Origin of the sequence: Clostridium celatum DSM 1785, from assembly GCF_000320405.1 — a bacterium.
Taxonomy (GTDB): Bacteria; Bacillota; Clostridia; order Clostridiales; family Clostridiaceae; genus Clostridium; species Clostridium celatum.
The window spans coordinates 173,159-192,172 of the sequence record NZ_KB291650.1 but is presented as its reverse complement, the minus strand read 5'-3'; the positions used below and the strand labels follow the sequence as shown (position 1 = coordinate 192,172).

At 28.4% G+C, this 19,014-nt stretch carries 17 protein-coding genes; 3 read left to right on the top strand and 14 right to left on the bottom strand.

The features are described 5' to 3' along the window. Positions 1-79: 79 nt before the first annotated feature. Positions 80-832, bottom strand: coding sequence for an exodeoxyribonuclease III (locus tag HMPREF0216_RS10420; RefSeq protein WP_005214032.1), 753 nt, complete (start codon positions 830-832; stop codon positions 80-82). A 110-nt stretch (positions 833-942) separates the two neighbouring features. Next, positions 943-2,178: a serine hydroxymethyltransferase gene (locus HMPREF0216_RS10415; protein WP_005214031.1), complete on the bottom strand. Its 1,236-nt coding sequence runs from the start codon at positions 2,176-2,178 to the stop codon at positions 943-945. A gap of 140 nt (positions 2,179-2,318) precedes the next feature. On the opposite strand from HMPREF0216_RS10415, the gene HMPREF0216_RS10410 reads away from it, so the two are divergent. From HMPREF0216_RS10410 to HMPREF0216_RS17130, 3 genes are all read left to right on the top strand, one after another. Then, on the top strand, positions 2,319-3,077 hold the full coding sequence (locus HMPREF0216_RS10410) for a threonine/serine exporter family protein (RefSeq protein WP_005214030.1): 759 nt from the start codon (positions 2,319-2,321) through the stop codon (positions 3,075-3,077). 6 nt (positions 3,078-3,083) lie between these two features. Further along, positions 3,084-3,545 (top strand): threonine/serine exporter family protein, encoded by a 462-nt coding sequence (locus HMPREF0216_RS10405; protein ID WP_040419669.1) that lies wholly within the window; start codon positions 3,084-3,086, stop codon positions 3,543-3,545. A gap of 161 nt (positions 3,546-3,706) precedes the next feature. Further along, the gene (locus HMPREF0216_RS17130) at positions 3,707-3,850 is read left to right on the top strand and encodes a hypothetical protein (protein WP_005214028.1); all 144 of its coding nucleotides are present in this window, start codon (positions 3,707-3,709) and stop codon (positions 3,848-3,850) included. Between the two features lie 118 nt (positions 3,851-3,968). Here HMPREF0216_RS17130 and HMPREF0216_RS17335 read toward each other — a convergent pair whose 3' ends face one another. The 12 genes from HMPREF0216_RS17335 to HMPREF0216_RS10350 all read right to left on the bottom strand — a co-directional run bounded on the left by HMPREF0216_RS17335 (position 3,969) and on the right by HMPREF0216_RS10350 (position 18,808). After that, a complete protein-coding gene (locus HMPREF0216_RS17335) occupies positions 3,969-4,112 on the bottom strand; it encodes a hypothetical protein (protein WP_169317575.1) in 144 nt (47 codons plus the stop codon). Between the two features lie 202 nt (positions 4,113-4,314). Beyond that, positions 4,315-6,099: an aspartate--tRNA ligase gene (aspS, locus tag HMPREF0216_RS10400; RefSeq protein WP_005214026.1), complete on the bottom strand. Its 1,785-nt coding sequence runs from the start codon at positions 6,097-6,099 to the stop codon at positions 4,315-4,317. Between the two features lie 18 nt (positions 6,100-6,117). Continuing rightward, the gene (hisS, locus tag HMPREF0216_RS10395; RefSeq protein WP_005214025.1) at positions 6,118-7,365 is read right to left on the bottom strand and encodes a histidine--tRNA ligase; all 1,248 of its coding nucleotides are present in this window, start codon (positions 7,363-7,365) and stop codon (positions 6,118-6,120) included. Positions 7,366-7,369: 4 nt separating this feature from the next. After that, positions 7,370-8,803, bottom strand: coding sequence for a coproporphyrinogen III oxidase (locus HMPREF0216_RS10390; protein WP_005214024.1), 1,434 nt, complete (start codon positions 8,801-8,803; stop codon positions 7,370-7,372). A gap of 14 nt (positions 8,804-8,817) precedes the next feature. Further along, positions 8,818-9,435, bottom strand: coding sequence for an MBL fold metallo-hydrolase (locus HMPREF0216_RS10385; RefSeq protein WP_005214023.1), 618 nt, complete (start codon positions 9,433-9,435; stop codon positions 8,818-8,820). Between the two features lie 35 nt (positions 9,436-9,470). Then, on the bottom strand, positions 9,471-9,920 hold the full coding sequence (gene dtd, locus HMPREF0216_RS10380) for a D-aminoacyl-tRNA deacylase (protein WP_005214022.1): 450 nt from the start codon (positions 9,918-9,920) through the stop codon (positions 9,471-9,473). Between the two features lie 12 nt (positions 9,921-9,932). Next, on the bottom strand, positions 9,933-12,116 hold the full coding sequence (locus HMPREF0216_RS10375) for a RelA/SpoT family protein (protein ID WP_005214021.1): 2,184 nt from the start codon (positions 12,114-12,116) through the stop codon (positions 9,933-9,935). Positions 12,117-12,456: 340 nt separating this feature from the next. Continuing rightward, the gene (locus HMPREF0216_RS10370; protein WP_040419649.1) at positions 12,457-12,975 is read right to left on the bottom strand and encodes an adenine phosphoribosyltransferase; all 519 of its coding nucleotides are present in this window, start codon (positions 12,973-12,975) and stop codon (positions 12,457-12,459) included. A gap of 32 nt (positions 12,976-13,007) precedes the next feature. Then, complete coding sequence (locus HMPREF0216_RS10365; protein ID WP_040419647.1) at positions 13,008-13,862, bottom strand: DHH family phosphoesterase; 855 nt, start codon at positions 13,860-13,862, stop codon at positions 13,008-13,010. A 333-nt stretch (positions 13,863-14,195) separates the two neighbouring features. Beyond that, entirely contained in the window at positions 14,196-15,068 is an 873-nt protein-coding gene (gene secF, locus HMPREF0216_RS10360; RefSeq protein ID WP_005214018.1) for a protein translocase subunit SecF, read from the bottom strand. Between the two features lie 4 nt (positions 15,069-15,072). Continuing rightward, on the bottom strand, positions 15,073-16,317 hold the full coding sequence (gene secD / locus HMPREF0216_RS10355; protein ID WP_005214017.1) for a protein translocase subunit SecD: 1,245 nt from the start codon (positions 16,315-16,317) through the stop codon (positions 15,073-15,075). Between the two features lie 298 nt (positions 16,318-16,615). Further along, positions 16,616-18,808: a DNA topoisomerase III gene (locus HMPREF0216_RS10350; RefSeq protein WP_005214016.1), complete on the bottom strand. Its 2,193-nt coding sequence runs from the start codon at positions 18,806-18,808 to the stop codon at positions 16,616-16,618. Positions 18,809-19,014 lie beyond the last annotated feature (206 nt).

Genomic DNA, 19,014 nt, shown 5'->3' with positions numbered 1-19,014 from the left:
GCTAATATAAAATTAGCATATTTTATGTTTTCATAATTATCATTAAAAATAAATTTATTTTTATAACTTTCTTTTTTTGTTATTTAATAGTTAATTCTACTGGACAATGATCTGAACCTAAAACTTCTGTATGTATTTTTGCACTTTCTAATCTATCCTTTAAAGATTCTGATACAACAAAATAATCAATTCTCCATCCAGCATTATTTTTTCTTGCATTAAATCTATACGACCACCAAGAGTAAACCCCTGTTGTTTCTGGATAAAAATATCTAAATGTATCTATAAATCCATCATTTAAAAGGCTAGTAAGCTTTTCCCTTTCTTCATCAGTAAAACCAGCATTTTTTCTATTTGTAGTTGGATTTTTTAAATCAATTTCTTTATGAGCAACATTTAAATCTCCACATACTATTACTGGTTTGCTTTTTTCTAAATGTTTTAAATATTTTTTAAAATCATCTTCCCACTTCATTCTATAATCTAATCGCGCAAGTTCATTTTGTGAGTTTGGTGTATAGACTGTTATCATAAAGAAATCTTCAAACTCTAAAGTAATTACTCTTCCTTCTTTATCATGTTCTTCAATGCCTAATCCATATCTAACTGACAATGGTTCCTTCTTTGTAAATATAGCTGTTCCACTATACCCCTTTTTCTCAGCATAATTCCAATACTGATGATAGCCTTTAAGCTCTAAATTTATCTGTCCTTCTTGAAGTTTACTTTCTTGTATACAAAAAATATCTGCATTTACTTCATTAAAAAAATCTAAAAATCCCTTTTGCACACATGCTCTTATTCCATTTACATTCCATGATATTAACTTCATATTTCATCCTCCGATATTTTTATTAAACTAAAGAGTTAAGGTAAATATATAATTTAGATATTTATTAATCTAAAATTATATAGATTAATCCCCTAACTCCCAACTATATTTTATCTATATAAAGGATATTTAGAACAAAGAGTCTTTACTCTTTCTCTTAGTCCTTCTAAATCATTATTTCTATTTTCTATAGCATCATTTATTATACCTGCAATTTCTTTCATTGCTTCTTTATCAAATCCTCTTGTTGTAACTGCTGCAGTACCAATTCTTATTCCTGATGTAACAAAAGGACTTCTTGTTTCATTTGGAACTGTATTTTTATTTACTGTAATTCCAATAGAATCTAAAAGTTTTTCTGCTTCTTTTCCTGTAATATCTTTATTATTTAAATCAATAAGTATTAAGTGATTATCAGTTCCATTAGATACTAATTTAAAGCCTAACTTAACTAATTCCTCACCTAGAACCTTACAGTTAGCAATAACATTTTTTGCATATACTTTAAAATCTGGTTCTAATGCTTCTTTAAAACAAACAGCTTTAGCTGCAATAATATGCATTAGTGGTCCGCCCTGCATTCCCGGAAATATATTTTTATCTAATGCCTTTGCATATTTCTCTTTACAAAGTATTAATCCACCTCTTGGTCCTCTTAATGTTTTATGCGTAGTTGATGTTACAAAATCTGCATACGGAACTGGTGAAGGATGTTCTCCAGCTGCTACTAATCCTGCAATATGAGCCATATCAACCATAAAATATGCATTTACTTCATCACAAATCTCTTTAAATTTCTTAAAATCTATAACTCTAGAGTAAGCACTGGCACCTGCTACTATTAACTTTGGTTTATATTTTATTGCAAGTTCTCTAACACTTTCATAATTAATTGTTTCAGTTTCACTATCAACTCCATAAGAAACAAAATTAAATAGTTTTCCTGAAAAATTAACTGGTGAACCATGAGTTAAATGACCACCATGACTTAAATCCATTCCAAGAACTGTATCACCTGGTTCTAATATTGTAAAGTATACAGCCATATTTGCTTGAGAGCCTGAATGTGGTTGTACATTTACATGCTCTGCCCCAAAAAGTTCTTTAGCCCTATTCCTAGCTATTTCTTCAACTTCATCAACAATTTCACAACCTCCATAATAACGCTTACTTGGATAACCCTCAGCATATTTATTAGTTAAATAAGATCCCATTGCTTCCATCACAGCTTCTGATGCGAAATTTTCTGATGCAATAAGCTCAATACCTTGTTGCTGCCTATTTAATTCTTTTTCAACTAAGCTAAAAATTTCTTTGTCTTCATTTTTTAAATTTACAAAATTCATTTAATCACCCCAATTATCTATTTTTTTAAATTATAAAATTATTTTATACTTTATTCAATAACTTTTAAATATTATTATACTTTATTGTATTTTTATATGATATAATACAAAGAAACTTTATTTTATAGGAGCTTTTTATTATGAATAAAATACTAAAAGTTGCGACACTTGCAGGACAAATGATATTAGAAAATGGTGGTGAAACCTATAGAGTTGAAGAAACCATTTGGCGTATATGCAAAATTTATGGCGCAGAAGAAGCTGATAGCTTTGTTACTCCAACAGGAATTATGGCTTCTATTTGTCATGAAGGAAAAATCTATTCTTTAACTAGAAGAGTTCAAAGTAGAACTGTTAATTTAGATAAAATAGATAAGGTAAATGACTTATCTAGAAGTATCACTTTAAAAAATTTATCTGTTGATGAATTTAAAAAGGAACTACTTGTTATAAATAAAGGTGAAATTTATCCACTTCCAATGACTATAATCTTTTCCGCTTTAGGCGCTGGATGTTTCTCTGTACTTTTTGGTGGTACCATAAAAGATATCTTTGCTGCTTTTTTAATTGGATTATTAATTAAGACTTTAACTATTATTTGGGATAAACTTGGCATAAATTTATTTTTCAGCAACAGTATATGTGCTGCTATCGCCGCATTACTTGCAATCATTTTATATAAGCTTAATATTGCAAGTCAATTAAATCAAACTATTATAGGTTCTATTATGCTTTTAGTTCCTGGGCTTGCTATTACAAATGCAATAAGAGATACAATGTCTGGAGACTTAGTGTCTGGACTTACAAGAGCTGCCGAGGCATTTTTAATTGCAATATCAATTGCTACAGGAACTGGTGCTATATTAAGCTTTTGGATATCTAATTTTGGAGGAATTTAAATTATGATTATTATAGAAACTTTAGTATCAGTTATAGCTACTTTTGGATTTTGTATAGCTTTTAATATTAGAGGTAAAAAAATTTTCTTTGCTGCATTAGGCGGTGGATTAAGTTGGTTTTGTTATTCATTACCAAAGCTATTTGGATTATCAGAAATTTCTTCACTTTTTATATCTGCAGTTGTCTTTAGTACATATAGTGAAATCTTGGCCAGAATATTCAAAACACCTGTTACTACCTTTGTTATTTGTGCTCTTATACCACTTGTACCTGGTAGTGGTATGTATTATACAATGCTCGAAGCAATTTCTGGTAATATTTCTAAGTCTTTAGAATTAGGATTAAATACTTTAGCAAGTGCTGGAACATTAGCACTTGGAGTATTATTTGTCTCAACTCTAACTAGATTAATGTTTATGCATAAACATAAGCGTCAATTAAAGAAATTTGGTCAAAATGAATCATAAATTTAAAAAATTGATATATTAGATACTTATATTAAAAACACTAAAATATAAGTATCTTAAATTAACTTCTTATTTTTCAGAATATTCAAAATTTTATTTTGTATTTTATATATTTTATGTTATGATTAAGTTAATATTTTATATTTAAAGAGGTGTTTTTTATGTGCTTAAATCATCGTGTATCTTATGATGAAAATGATAAAAAGGAAACTTTAGAATCATATGGCATTAACTACTTAGACTACTTATCACTTACAAATGAAGTTTTTAACACTGGTATGGATAACTCTAAAAAAACTGATTAATTTTTTATTTAAAAATATATCTTAAATAAAATGATATATAATAAAAATGGGAAACAGATACTAAAACTTATCTATTTCCCATTTTATTAATTATTTTATTTTTATATTAACAATTAAATTATTTTTTACCTGTCATTTTTTTATATATTTTAGCATTTTCAACAAAATCCTTTATATCTTCAGCCATTTCCATAAGTAAATTGCCTTTTATTTTCTTAGTGTGAAGCTTTCTTTTCATTTTTTTCATAGATCTATTTTTCATTTGAAACTTCCTCCTTAGTTAAAATAATTAATCATTACTTCATTAATTATTTTATTCAAAATAATTAATTTTATCCTCACAATGAATTCCTTTATCATAAAACTAATTATATTTTTACATAAAAAAACTGCACTAAAATATAAATATGAATAATTGCATTGTATTCACATCTAATTTTAATACAGTCTTTTAATATATTATCTTACTTTTCTATTTTATTAATAATTAAACCTAATTCTTCAATTTGTTTTGAATCTGCAACATTTGGTGCTTCACTTAAATAACAGTAAGCATTTTGATTTTTAGGGAATGCTATAACATCCTTAATATTTTCTGTTCCTGCTAAGAACATTATCATTCTATCAAGTCCAAATGCTAATCCTCCATGTGGTGGTGGTCCAAATTTAAATGCATCTATTAAGAATCCAAATCTTTCATATGCTGATTCTTCAGTAAATCCTAATGCTTTGAACATTCTAGTTTGAAGTGCTGAATCATGAATTCTTATAGATCCTCCACCTAGTTCTTCACCATTTAATACTAAGTCATAAGCCTTAGATCTAACAGCTCCTGGATTTGTTTCAAGCATATCTAAATCTTCATCCATTGGTGATGTAAATGGATGATGAGCTGCATGATATCTTCCTTCCTCTTCATCATATTCAAATAATGGGAATTCAGTAATCCATGTAAAGTTAAATTCGTTTTTATCTTTTATTAAATCAAACTGTTTAGCAAGCTCTAATCTTAACGCTCCTAAGCTTTGGAATACAACAGAATTTTTATCTGCAACTATAAGTATTGCATCTCCAACTTCTGCTCCCATAGTCTTAATGATGTTTTCTGTAACATCATCAGTTAAGAATTTAGCTATTGAAGACTTAACTCCATCTTCCTTAAGTTGAATCCAAGCAAGACCTTTTGCTTTATACCCTTTAACAAAATCAACTAACTTATCAAGAGGTTTTCTTCCTAAATCAGCTCCTCCTTTTAAGCATAATGCTCTAACACTTCCGCCTATTTCTAATGCTGATTTAAATACTACGAAATCCATATCCTTAACACATTCAGTAATATCAGTAATTTCCATACCAAATCTTAAGTCTGGCTTATCACTACCGTACTTTTCCATAGCCTCTTTAAATGGCATTCTCTTAATTGGAAGTTTTACTTCATGACCTAAAACTTCCTTAAATACATGAGCAACTAATCCTTCATTTAAAGCCATAACATCATCTTGCTCTACAAAACTCATTTCTAAATCGATTTGAGTAAATTCTGGTTGTCTATTAGCTCTTAAGTCTTCATCTCTGAAACATTTAACAATTTGATAATATTTATCAAATCCTGATACCATTAATAATTGTTTAAATATTTGTGGAGATTGTGGAAGTGCATAGAACATTCCTGGATAATTTCTTGATGGAACTAAGTAATCTCTTGCACCTTCTGGAGTACTCTTAGTTAACATTGGAGTTTCTACTTCTAAAAATCCATTGTTATCTAGGTAATCTCTAACAGCTTTTGAAGCTCTATTTCTTATCATAAAGATTTTTTGCATATCTGGTCTTCTAAGATCTAAGTATCTATACTTTAATCTTATATTTTCAGCTGCATCTAATCCTTCTTTTATATATATTGGTGGAGTTTCTGATTCTGATAAAACTTTAATGCTTTCACATTTTAATTCAACCATACCAGTTTCCATTGCTGTATTTGGAGCTTCTCTTAAAACAACTTCTCCTGTAACAGCTATACAATATTCTGATCTTACTGCCTTAGCTTTTTCAAAACTTTCTGCATTAATTTCTTCACCAAAAACTATCTGCATAATTCCTGTTCTATCTCTAAGATCTATAAACTGAAGACCTCCAAGCTTTCTGTTTCTTTGAACCCATCCCATAAGAGTTATTTTTTCTCCTACATTTGCTTCTCTAGGTTCACCACACATCATGGTTCTTTTTAATCCATTTAATGCCTCACCCATGGTAAAACTTCCTCCTCACTATTTAATAGCATTAGCTATTTCTTGTATATTATCTAAACTTACTTCAAATTGTTCTCCATCGCTCATTCTTTTAAGCTTAATTACTTTATTTTGAAGTTCGTCATCACCTAAAATAGTTGTAAATGCTGCACCAATTTTATTTGCATATTTCATTTCAGCTTTTACACTTCTACCCATATGATTTACTTCTGTTTTAATTCCAACTTCTCTTAATTTATTAGCTAAAGTAAATGCAGCAAATTTGGCTTCATCACCTCTAGCTCCAATATATAAATCAAAAAGATTTTCATTTGGAATTTCTATGCCTTCTTTTTCTAATATCATGATAAGTCTTTCAATTCCCATACCAAATCCTACAGCTGGCATTTCAGGACCGCCTAATTCTTCTATAAGCTTATCATATCTTCCACCACCACAAACAGTGAACTCGTCATTTAAAATTTCGAATATTGTCTTAGTATAATAGTCTAATCCTCTTACTATACCTGGATCAACTGTATATGGAATATTTAATGCAGTTAAATATTTCTTAACAGCATCAAAGTGAGTATCACACTCTTCGCACATATAATCTAATATTATAGGAGCATTTTTAGTTATTTCCTTACATTTCTTTTCCTTACAATCTAAGATTCTCATTGGATTTTTTTCAAATCTTGATTGACATAATGGACATAAATTATCATAATTTTCTTTTAAATAATTTTTAAGTGCTTCATTATATTTTGGTCTACAACTTGGGCATCCTAAATTATTTATATTTAAGCTTAAACTTTGAAGTCCTAAAGTTTTTAAAACTTGCATCGCTAAAGCTATAACTTCTGCATCCATTGAAGGTTCTTTAGAACCATACACTTCTGTTCCGAATTGATGGAATTGTCTAAATCTACCTTTTTGAACATTTTCATATCTAAAACATGGAGTTATGTAATAAAGCTTTGTTGGTTGTGCTTCATTAAATAATCTACTTTCTATAAAAGCTCTTCCTGCCCCTGCTGTTCCTTCTGGCTTCAATGTTATACTTCTATTACCTTTGTCATTAAAAGTATACATTTCCTTTTGAACTATATCAGTAGTATCTCCGACACCTCTTGCAAATAGTTCAGTATGTTCAAACATAGGAGTCCTAATTTCTCTCATTCCATAATATTTTGCTACATCTCTAAATGTTTTTTCAACAAAATTCCACTTATATGCATCTTGTGGTAACATATCTTTAGTACCCTTAGGTGCTTGCATTTCCATCTAATTATTCCTCCTCTTTTAAGTATAGGGTATCTAATAATCTCTTTTTACCCTCTACCATTTCTTCTATTCTATTAACGTATTCTCTAACATCTTTGATATTTGCAAATCTTTCTATTCTATTTTCATCTAAGAAAACAACTTTAGAAACAGCATCCGCACCTAAAGCAATAATAGTTTGCTTATCTTCTATCATTTGAATATTATAAATACATTCTGCGCCTTCTCTAGAATAACCTAAGTTCTCCATATTTCCAACCATATTTTTTTGACGATACATATAATAAGGTTTTAACCCTAATTCTCTAGATAAAATTCTACTTTCGTCATACATTTGGGCTAATTCTTTTTGTTTTTTAACTTGTATTCCTTTTTTTAGAACAAAGTTTTCATAAAGAATTGAAGCTCTCTTTAAAGATAATCCATGAACAGTTAAACTATCTGGCTGCATTTTTAATATTTCTTCTTTTGTATGAAGTACTTCTTTTATTCCTTCTCCTGGAAGTCCTATAATCATATCCATATTTATATCATTAAAGCCCATACTTCTTGCTAAATTAAATTTTTCTACTACATCACTTGAATTATGACCTCTTCCTATAATTTTTAATGTTTCATCATTCATAGTTTGAGGATTTATACTAATTCTCGTAACATTATAATTTTTCATTGTTTGAAGTTTTTCTTTGGTAATACTATCTGGTCTTCCACATTCAACAGTAAATTCCTTTATATTTTTATCTTTAACAAAAGCTTCAAAAGCCTCTTTCATTACTATTTCAAATTCTTCATTATTTACTGCAGTAGGTGTTCCTCCACCAAAGTATACAGATTCTATATTAAGCTTTCTTTCATTAATATATTTCTTCATTTCTCTAATTTCATATATTAATGCTTCTAAATAAGAAGTAACTAACTTTTTATTACCCATTATAGGATTAGCTGCAAAGGAACAGTAAAAACATCTTGTAGGACAAAATGCCATTCCAATATAAATTGCAATACTTCTAGAGTCCTTATTTACAAAACTTTCTTCTGTTTTTGCAATTTCTATACATAATCTGGCTTTTTCTTCTGATGCTAAATGTTTAACCTTAAAAATTTCAATAATTTCTTCTTCTGATTTTCCTTCTTCTAAATATTTAAGTGCTATTTTAGAAGGCCTTATTCCTACTAAAATTCCCCATGGATATTCTTCTTTTGTAATCTCTTTTAATGAAGAAAATACTAATCTTTTAATGTCTTCTTTAATATTTTCAGAAATACTAGATTCATTATAATATTCATTATTAATAAATTCTATCTTATTTTCTAAAATATTAACAATATAATCTCCATCATCTAAAAATTTAATTTCATCTAATGGAAAATAAATATTAAACATTTGATATACGTCATATCTATATTTCATCTCATTTAATTTAATTTTTATTTCCATGATTTCTCCTTTATTTAAAAAATCTCAAACTCATCTTGTAAGAAAGGATTTCTTAATTTTTCAAATCCAATACTTGAAGGTTCCATATGTCCTGGATAAACCTTAATATCTTTATCTAAAACCAACAATTTAGTTTTAATTGATTTTATAAGTTCATTGAAATCTCCACCTATAAAGTCACTTCTTCCTACTGACCCTTTAAACAAAGTATCTCCTGTAAATATAACATCTTTGTAAAGATAACACATTCCACCTTTAGTATGACCTGGTGTGTGAATACATTTTATAGCATCATCACCAAAAGGTAAAGTGTCTCCATCCTTTACTATGTTATATTCTTTTGGAACATTTCCAAAAACAGTTTTATCAGTTTTCATAAAATATATTTCATTTTCATTTATATAAATAGGTGCTTTAAACTTTTCATAAACTTCATTTAATGCTTCAACATGATCAAAATGCCCATGAGTCAATAATATATATTTAATATTACAGTTTAACTCTTCAATGTTTTTAATTAATAACTCTCCATTCCCACCTGGATCTACTATACAAGCATCTTTTGAGTTTTCATCTATTAAAACATAAATATTTTCTTCATAAACTCCAATAGGATATGTCTTTATTATCATATTTTCACCTCATCCATTGATATATTAAATTATAACTAAAAATTTCTACTACTATCTAAAAGTATAGTGACAGGTCCATCATTTTTAATATCAACTTTCATATCTGCACCAAAAATTCCTGTTTGAACTTTTAATCCTGTATCCTTCATCATTTCAATAAACTTTTCATAAAACTTTCTAGCTTCATCTCCACCTAAAGCATTCATAAAGTTAGGTCTTCTACCTTTTCTTGCATCTCCATACAAAGTAAATTGTGATATTAAAAGAAGTTCACCTTTAACATCTAATAATGATAAATTCATTTTATCATTTTCATCATTAAAAACTCTAAGATTTATTATCTTATCTTTAATATACTTCATATCTTCTTCAGTGTCTTCCTTTGAAATTCCTAACAGTACATTAAATCCCTTATTTATTTCACCTACAATTTCACCATCAACTTTTACACTGGAATAGGTTACTCTTTGTACTACTGCTCTCATTTATACCATCCTTTAATTATTCATTCTATAAACATCCATAACTCCATTTAATTTTCTAATTTTTCTCATTAATTCTTTTAATTGTTCTATGGTGTCTATTTTTATCTTTATATTTACATATGCAAGATTTCCTTTAGCTGATTTTGCATTTAAAGCATTTAAAGGCAACTTACTTTCCATAATAATATTCATAATATCTGCTAAAACTCCTGATCTATCATCAGCCTTAACTTGAATTTCAGCCATATATGCCATTCCTTTAGCTGTACCCCATGCTACTTCAACAACCTTGTCTCCATCTTCTTTTATAAGATTTTTTAAGTTACTACAATCTTTTCTATGGACGGAAACTCCTCTTCCCTTTGTAATGTAACCTAGAACATCATCACCAGGTACGGGATTACAACACTTTGCAAATCTAACCATTAAGTTATCTTCACCTTTTACTGTAATTCCAAAATTGCTTTCTTTTCTCTTCTTAGCATTCTTTGATATATTTTCTTCAATAGCTTTACTTAAATTTTCAACATGGCTCTTATCGTCTTTAGATAAATTTTCTTCTTTTAATTTTGCAATAAATGAGGATGCAACTACAGCACCAAGACCAACTAAAGCATATAAATCTTCCATAGAATTAACATTATATCTCTTTATAAACTTTTCATAAGTTTCACCCTTAGCTATATCTGCATAATGAACGGCTTGTTTTTTAAGTTCTTTTTCAAATAACTCTTTACCTTTATTTATATTTTCTTCTTTTTTTGCTTTCTTAAACCATGCTCTTATCTTACTTTTGGCTTGATTGCTTTTCGCAATACTAAGCCAATCCATGTTAGGTCCCTTAGAATTATTAGATGTTAATATTTCAACTATTTGACCTGTTTTTAACTTATAATCAAGTGGTACAATTTTACCATTAACTTTTGCACCAACACATTTGTTTCCTACATCTGTATGAATTCTGTATGCAAAGTCTATTGGTGTTGCTCCATTTGGTAAGTCTATTACAACTCCTTTTGGTGTAAATAAAAATATTTCATCAGTAAATAAATTAATTTTAAACCCTTCCATAAACTCTTCTGCATCTGATGTTTCCTTTTGCCACTCAAGCATATCTCTAAGCCAAACTAATTTATTTTCAAATGACTTTTCCTTATTATCTCCTGAATCTCCCTCTTTATATTTCCAGTGAGCTGCTATACCGTATTCAGCAGTTTTATGCATTTCAAATGTTCTTATTTGAATTTCAAAAGTCTTACCTTGAGGTCCAATTACTGTTGTATGTAATGATTGATACATATTTGGCTTTGGCATAGCTATATAATCTTTAAATCTACCTGGAATTGGTTTATAAATTGTATGTACTACACCTAAAACCTCATAGCAGTCCTTAACAGAATTTACAAGTATTCTAATAGCAGTCAAATCGAATATTTGCTCAATACTCTTATTTTTAGTTACCATTTTTCTATAGATACTATAAAAATGCTTTGGACGTCCATCTATATCAGAATCTATACCAGCCTCATCTAACTTTTCGTATAAATCCTTTATTGTTTTAGCAATATACGTCTCTCTTTCTACCCTTTTTTCTGCTATTTGCTTAACTAAATCATAATATTCCTCTTCATGAAGATATCTAAAGCAAAGATCCTCTAATTCCCACTTTACCTTTGAAATACCTAGCCTATGAGCAAGTGGAGCATAAATATCTAATGTCTCTTTTGCTGTTTTCTTTTGCTTTTCCTTACTCATATATTTTAGCGTTCTCATATTATGTAATCTATCCGCTAATTTTATAATGATTACTCTAATATCATTAGCCATAGCAAGTAACATTTTTCTAAAATTATCTGCTTGTTGCTCTTCTTTAGACTTATATTCCATTTTAGTAATTTTAGTTACTCCACTTACTAAATTAGCTATTTCTTCACTAAAAATATTTTTAATATCCTCATATGTATAATCTGTATCTTCTATTACATCGTGTAATAATCCCGCAACTATAGTGCTTGTATCCATTCCTAATTCCGCCAAAATAGTTGCAACTTCTATAGGATGAATAATATATGGCTCTCCTGACTCACGCTTTTGTTCTTTATGAGCTTCAAATGCAAGATTATAAGCTTTTTTTACAATGTTTAAATCAACATTGGTACAATTTTCTCTTATTTTCTCTAGCAACACCTCTACCATTCGGACTCTCCTTTATAAATAAATATTAAAATAATATTACTCTCAACGAAACATTCTTCTATTCTTTAATGTATACGTTAAGCTTAGTAAATTTTAATCTATAATATCACTTTAATTAAGATTTAATTTCATACTCTTAGTTAAATTAAACATCTTTTTCTATCTTTAAAGATGTTTACAGCGTGTAACTTTAACTTTCCAAATTTCAATTTAGAAAGTTTAAACTAACTTCCATTATCCAAACTGAAAATTTGGAATCTTACTTAAAATCAATGGCTGGTTAAATAAACCAGCCACCATTACATTTATTATATATTAAAAATAAAGGTATTTCAATAAGTTAAATATCATATTTAACTAGTGACATAACTTCATAACCCTTTAATTTTTCTCTTCCTTTTAACTCCGTTAATTCTATTGCAAAGTCTAATGCAACTACTTCTCCACCAGCTTCTTCTACAAGTCTTGTAACAGCCTCTATAGTTCCACCTGTTGCTAATAAGTCATCAACTATTGCAACTCTTTGACCTTTTTTAATTGAATCCTTATGAATTTCTAATACATCTGTTCCATATTCTAAGTCATAGCTTACAGAAACTGTTTCATAAGGTAACTTTCCTTTTTTTCTAACTGGTACAAAACCAATTCCCATTGCATACGCAACAGGTACCCCAAATATAAATCCTCTTGCTTCTGGCCCTAAAATTAAATCTACATTTTTATCTTTTAAATGTTCAACTATCTTATCTATAGAATATCTAAAAGCTTCACCATCAGCTATTAATGTTGTAATGTCCTTAAAGCTAATTCCTTCTTTTGGAAAGTTTTCTATTATTCTTATTTTTTCTTTAAGATCCATATATAATCCTCCATTTACCATTCATATATTTATTATACATTTAATTTTGATTTATTTAAATATTTTGTTATTTGTTCTGCTCTCTCTTTTCTATTAGTGATTAAAAGTTCAATTATTATTCTTGCATTATCCATCATTGTTACCACATTAATAGTTGGTGTAATAACTTCTATTATTTTATTAATAGAATCATCACTTATCTCATTCATATTGTATGCATCCATAATTGACCTTAAACCATTATTATTAGTATTTCCTAAAAATCTCTTTCCCTCTTTAAATATAACACCATTTTCACCTTTTTTAGGCACATTTGCCCATTTTTCACCTATTAAAATTAAGTCCAAATACTTATTGATACTTTTAACATTATAATAAATTGCAATTGCTTGCATTAACTTAAATGTTAATCCACTTATTGATAGGTCTTTATATCTATATTGACATCCCTTTTGATTAGGGTTTATGTATATGTAATCACCATCATATTTCGTGTCTATATTTTCTATAACTATCAAATCTATACCAAGACTATTTAAAAGCTGCTCTTCTTCTTTTGATTTTAAACCAATTCCTAAAGTAATAAGTAACTCGCCACCTAAAAAATGAACATTATTTATTATATCCTTTGAGGAAATTTTCGATTTATTTAAAGAATCGTCATGGACTACGTATTCAATATCTGCATTTAAATATTTCAAAACCAGTATCAGGGATGAAATAGCACATAATCCATCTACATTTGGTATCCCATAAACAACAATCTTTTTTCTATTATTAATTGCTGATACCATACGTTCTATTGCTTTATTCATATCTTTAAGTATAAAGGGATTATATCCAGTTATGTAATTTGGACCATATATACTTTCCCAAAACTTACGCATGACAAACTCCTCCACAATAATAAGAAAACATTTATATTATAATGTATAATTATCTATATTACAAATGTTTTCTGCAAAACTCTTGTAAGTTATAATATTTTTCTTATTTTTCATTGCTATTTTCATCATTTTTTGATATTTTATTGTTTATATTTAAATCATATATAAACATTTTTAAAAAATAATTTTATTTTTGTCATTTTAATGAAATATATATCTTTCTTTTATTATTTACTTTAATATTTTTATATTTGTAATAGATATACTTTAATTACTTAGTAGCACAAAAAAAGAACCGTCATTTTTAACGGTTCTTTTTTCTATTTATAACTCTTAAGCAGCTTTTACACTTTTTTTAGATTTTTTCTTTCCTTTTAATATTACCCAAATAGGTGCAGCTATAAATATTGAAGAATATGCACCTACTGCAATCCCTACTAATAATGGTAATGAGAATTCTCTTACTGTTGGTACAAATATATTAACAGCACCAATTATAATCAATGTTGTTAATGATGTATTAATAGATCTTGCTAAAGTCTTATTAATACTTATATTAGCAATTTCAGTTGGTGTTTTTCTTCTCATTGAACGAACATTTTCTCTTATTCTATCAAATATAACAATTGTATCATTTATTGAATAACCAACTATAGTTAATATAGCTGCAATAAATGGTGTATTTACTGGAATATCAAATATTGCATATACAGATATTGTAATTAATACATCATGTACTAATGCAAGAATTGCAGCTACACCAAAAGCAAATTCAAATCTTATAGCTACATATATAAGCATTGCAATACAAGCTATTAAAATAGCTACAATTGCATTTCGTGTTAATTCTTTACCTACAGAAGCTCCAACTTGAGTTTGTGTAACTAATGCTGAATCTTCTAAAGAATACTTTTCCTTTAATGCATTGAAAACTTCTGCACTTTGAGTTTCATCTAAATCTTTAGCCTTAATTTCATATTGAGTTTTTTCTACTGTTTTTGTAACAGCATTTGGTGCATATTGCTTTACTATTTCATCAGCCTCAACTTTATTAAAATTTTCACCAAGCTCAACTACAAGCTTAGTACCACCCTTAAAGTCAATACCAAAGTTTAATCCTCTAGTGAACATAAAAATTGATCCAATTAAAATAATTGCTAGGGATATTGAAAACCAAATTTTTGTTTTTTCTATAACTTTAAACACCTCATTACCCCCTCTTTACTCTAAAATGTCCTGGCTTACTTAACATTCCCATGTTAACTGCCCATTTCATTAATGTCTTAGTCACAACTACTGCTGTAAACATACTTACTGCTATACCAATCATTAAAGTAACAGCAAATCCTTTAACTGGACCTGTTCCCATAAAGTACAGTACAAGTGCAGCAATTATAGTAGTGACATTTGAATCTACTATTGAAGATAATGCATTATGGAATCCTTTATCAACTGCAGATTTAACAGACATACCATTTTGAAGTTCTTCTCTAACTCTTTCAAAAATAAGAACATTAGCATCAACTGCCATACCAACAGTTAATAAGAAGGCTGCAATACCTGGAAGTGTTAATGCAACCCCAGCTTCTGCAAATATTAATAATACTAAACATACATATAAAGTTAGAGCTATACTTGCAATAATTCCTGGAATTCTATAATAAGCTATCATAAATAGGAAAATTATAGCTATACCAATTAGTCCTGCTTTTACTGCATTTGGAAGCGCTTCTGCACCAAGTTGAGCACCAACATTTTCTATTGAAATAGCTTTAACAGTTACAGGAAGTGCACCTGCATTTATAAGACCTGCTAAATTTTGTGCTTCTTCAACACTGCTACTTCCTTCTATAATAGCATTTCCATCTGTTATAACACTATTTACTTTAGGACTTGAAATTACTTCATCATCCATATAAATACTTATTGTTTTGTTTAAATTATTTGTTGTTGCTTCAGCAAACTTTTTAGTTCCTTCATCATTTAACTTTAAAGAAACTACTGGCTTACCACTAGTGCTATCCATCATAACACTTGCTTCTGCTACATCTTTACCATTTAAAACTTCATTACCTTCTGAATCTTTAAATGTTAAATTTCCTGTTTTAGCTAAGCTATCTACAAGATTTTTGGAATCGTATTCCCCTGGAATTTCAACTCTAATTCTTCTGTCGCCTTCTACTGATACTGAAGTTTCAGCAACACCTAGCTTATTAACTCTTAAATCAATTAATTGTCTTGTCTTTTCTAAATCCTCATTTGTTACGTTTTCATCCTGTATTTCCATTAACACAGAAACTCCACCTTGTAGGTCTAGTCCCTTAGTAATAGCTTTGTTGAATGATTTAAATTCCCATCCCGCTATTTCAAAACCTTTAGCTCCTGCAAAAGCAAATGAAACTATAACAATTAAGGTTAGAATAAATAAAATCGTGCTTCTACCTTTTGCTTTCATGTTTTTCCCCCTCTGTACTATAGTGTACTATTTTGTTTCACATTAATTATATTATGTATATCTTCCAATATCAAGTAACATTAATATTTTCTACAAATTTTCCACTTATTTTTCACATTGTTCCAAAAATTAATTATATTACTATCTTTACTACATTTTTTATTTAATATATATAAATCTTCTTTATTTAAAAGTCAAGAGTTAATAAAAATAAATCCTAAAAAATATTTTATATAAAATCTATTCTAATATTAATTAACTCTTAACTTTATATAAAAGTTCTATACTTAATATTTAATTATTTATCATCAAAATCCATATTTCCAAGTAATGCCGCAAATGGATTATCATTAACTTCTTCATTTTCCTTTTGCATTTTCTTCATTATCTTTTGTACTTCTCTTTTATCAACTTTACCTTTTTTATCAAATCTTTTTTCAAATTGAGATGCTTTTTCTCTGAAATTACAATTAGATCCAGTACAAACGTATATCTTTCCTTCCCCCTGTCCTCTAACTTCTAATTTCTTTTTACATTCAGGACATCTTGCATTGGTAACTCTCGCAACATTTTCTCTATATCCACATTCTCTATCTTGGCAAACATTCATAGTTCCATTCTTGCCCTTAACTTCTAAAAGATACTTTCCACAATTAGGGCACTTTTTACCTGTTTTATTATCATGGACAAATTTACTATTTGCTCCCTTTACATCTTCAACAAGAGCTACAGAATAATTTTTCATCTCCTTAATAAAACTACTCCATTCTCTTTTCCCTTTTGCTATTTCATCTAATTGTCTTTCCCATCTTGCAGTTAAAATAGGAGATTTTAATTCTGCTGGTACAAGTTCTATAAGTTGATTCCCCTTAGATGTTGGTATTATTTCTTTACCTCTCTTTTCAATAACAAATGAATTAAATAATTTTTCTATTATATCAGCTCTAGTTGCAACAGTACCAAGTCCACCTGTTTCCCCTAAAGTTTTAGCTGCATCCTTTCCTACATTAATATATTTATGTGGATTTTCCATAGCTGATAATAACGTACCTTCATTAAACCTTGCTGGAGGTTTAGTTGTACCTTTATTTATCGAAACATTTTCTATAGTAAATCTATCTCCTTTATTAACCTTAGGTAATACCTGCTCTCTTATATCATCTTCTAGATTTTCCTCTTCTAACTTATCATAAAGTTTTTTCCATCCTTTAGATAATATAACTTTACCTTTTGCTATAAATCTTTCATTTTCAACTGATCCCTCAATAGTAGTTTGAGTGTATTCAAAAGGTGGTAAAAGAACACTTAGAAATCTCTTAACTACCAAGTCGTAAATTTTTCTTTCTTCCGAAGTAAGATTAGATAAATTTGGTTTTTCTTCTGTTGGAATTATAGCATGATGATCACTTACCTTGGAATTATCTACAAAAGATTTGTTTCCATTAACTTTTGTTTTTAATAACTCATTTGCAGTTATTCTATATTCTCCTATTGCAATTGCTTTAAGTCTATCTGGAATGGTTGCAACTATATCTGTTGTAATATATCTTGAATCAGTTCTTGGGTATGTTAATATCTTATGATTTTCATAAAGCCTTTGCATTATATTTAATGTTTGCTTTGCTGAATATCCAAATATTTTATTAGCATCTCTTTGAAGTTCTGTTAAATCATAAAGAGCCGGTGCAAATTTTTTCTTATTGCTAGAACTTATATTTACTATTTCACCTTCTGCATTCTTTATTTTATAAACAATTTTATTTGCAAATTCTTCATCAAAAATTCTACTATTGTTATCTTTGTTGACCCACGCCAAATTATATCCTTTAGTTTTTGCACTTATTGTATAATAAGTTTTTGGTTTAAAGTTTTTGATTTCTTCCTCTCTTTGAACTATCATAGCAAGAGTTGGTGATTGAACTCTACCAGCAGATAATTGAGCATTATATTTACAAGTTAAAGCTCTTGTTACATTTAAACCTACTAACCAATCTGCTTCTGCTCTACAAACAGCTGCTCTATAAAGATTTTCATATGCTTTTCCATCCTTTAAATTTTTAAAGCCATCTAAAATTGCCTTATCAGTTTGAGATGAAATCCATAATCTTTTAAGTGGCTTATGAACTCCTGCTTTTTCTATAATCCATCTTGCAACAAGTTCTCCCTCTCTCCCTGCATCTGTTGCTATTACTATTTCAACTACATCATCTCTATTCATAAGTCTTTTTACTTCATTAAATTGTTTCCCAGTCTTTTTTAACACTACTAATTTCATGTGTTTAGGCAACATTGGAAGTGTATCCATTTTCCACTCTTTATATTTATTATCATACCCTTCCGGATCCATAAGTCCAACCAAATGTCCCATAGCCCAAGTTACAATATATTTGCTTCCTTCTATATATGAACCTTTATTACTATTACATTTTAAAACCTTTGCTAAATCTCTACCTACTGATGGCTTTTCTGCCAATACTAAAATCTTACTCATACTTTCTCCTTCTTTTCTAGGAATTTTAAATTTATTATATCATATTTTACAAAAAACGCCTAAAATACCTTGCAAATATAATTTTTATATAAAAAATATACTACAAAGGAAGTGATTTTATAAAAAAATGTAATAGAATAATCATTTATATTAAACATAGATAAACTAAATAATATTAATAAAAAAAAATTAGGCTATATCAAAAT

Bases quoted from the DNA above. Each gene is read 5' to 3' on its own strand.
- HMPREF0216_RS10410 (WP_005214030.1), top strand. From the start codon at position 2,319: ATGAATAAAATACTAAAAGTTGCGACACTTGCAGGACAAATGATATTA.
- HMPREF0216_RS10370 (WP_040419649.1), bottom strand. From the start codon at position 12,975: ATGGATCTTAAAGAAAAAATAAGAATAATAGAAAACTTTCCAAAAGAA.
- HMPREF0216_RS17130 (WP_005214028.1), top strand. From the start codon at position 3,707: ATGTGCTTAAATCATCGTGTATCTTATGATGAAAATGATAAAAAGGAA.
- HMPREF0216_RS10385 (WP_005214023.1), bottom strand. From the start codon at position 9,435: ATGATAATAAAGACATATCCTATTGGAGTTTATGAAGAAAATATTTAT.
- HMPREF0216_RS10350 (WP_005214016.1), bottom strand. From the start codon at position 18,808: ATGAGTAAGATTTTAGTATTGGCAGAAAAGCCATCAGTAGGTAGAGAT.
- HMPREF0216_RS10375 (WP_005214021.1), bottom strand. From the start codon at position 12,116: ATGGTAGAGGTGTTGCTAGAGAAAATAAGAGAAAATTGTACCAATGTT.
- HMPREF0216_RS10390 (WP_005214024.1), bottom strand. From the start codon at position 8,803: ATGGAAATAAAAATTAAATTAAATGAGATGAAATATAGATATGACGTA.
- HMPREF0216_RS10415 (WP_005214031.1), bottom strand. From the start codon at position 2,178: ATGAATTTTGTAAATTTAAAAAATGAAGACAAAGAAATTTTTAGCTTA.
- aspS (WP_005214026.1), bottom strand. From the start codon at position 6,099: ATGGGTGAGGCATTAAATGGATTAAAAAGAACCATGATGTGTGGTGAA.
- dtd (WP_005214022.1), bottom strand. From the start codon at position 9,920: ATGAGAGCAGTAGTACAAAGAGTAACCTATTCCAGTGTAAAAGTTGAT.
- HMPREF0216_RS10365 (WP_040419647.1), bottom strand. From the start codon at position 13,862: ATGCGTAAGTTTTGGGAAAGTATATATGGTCCAAATTACATAACTGGA.
- hisS (WP_005214025.1), bottom strand. From the start codon at position 7,365: ATGGAAATGCAAGCACCTAAGGGTACTAAAGATATGTTACCACAAGAT.
- secD (WP_005214017.1), bottom strand. From the start codon at position 16,317: ATGAAAGCAAAAGGTAGAAGCACGATTTTATTTATTCTAACCTTAATT.
- HMPREF0216_RS10420 (WP_005214032.1), bottom strand. From the start codon at position 832: ATGAAGTTAATATCATGGAATGTAAATGGAATAAGAGCATGTGTGCAA.
- HMPREF0216_RS17335 (WP_169317575.1), bottom strand. From the start codon at position 4,112: ATGAAAAATAGATCTATGAAAAAAATGAAAAGAAAGCTTCACACTAAG.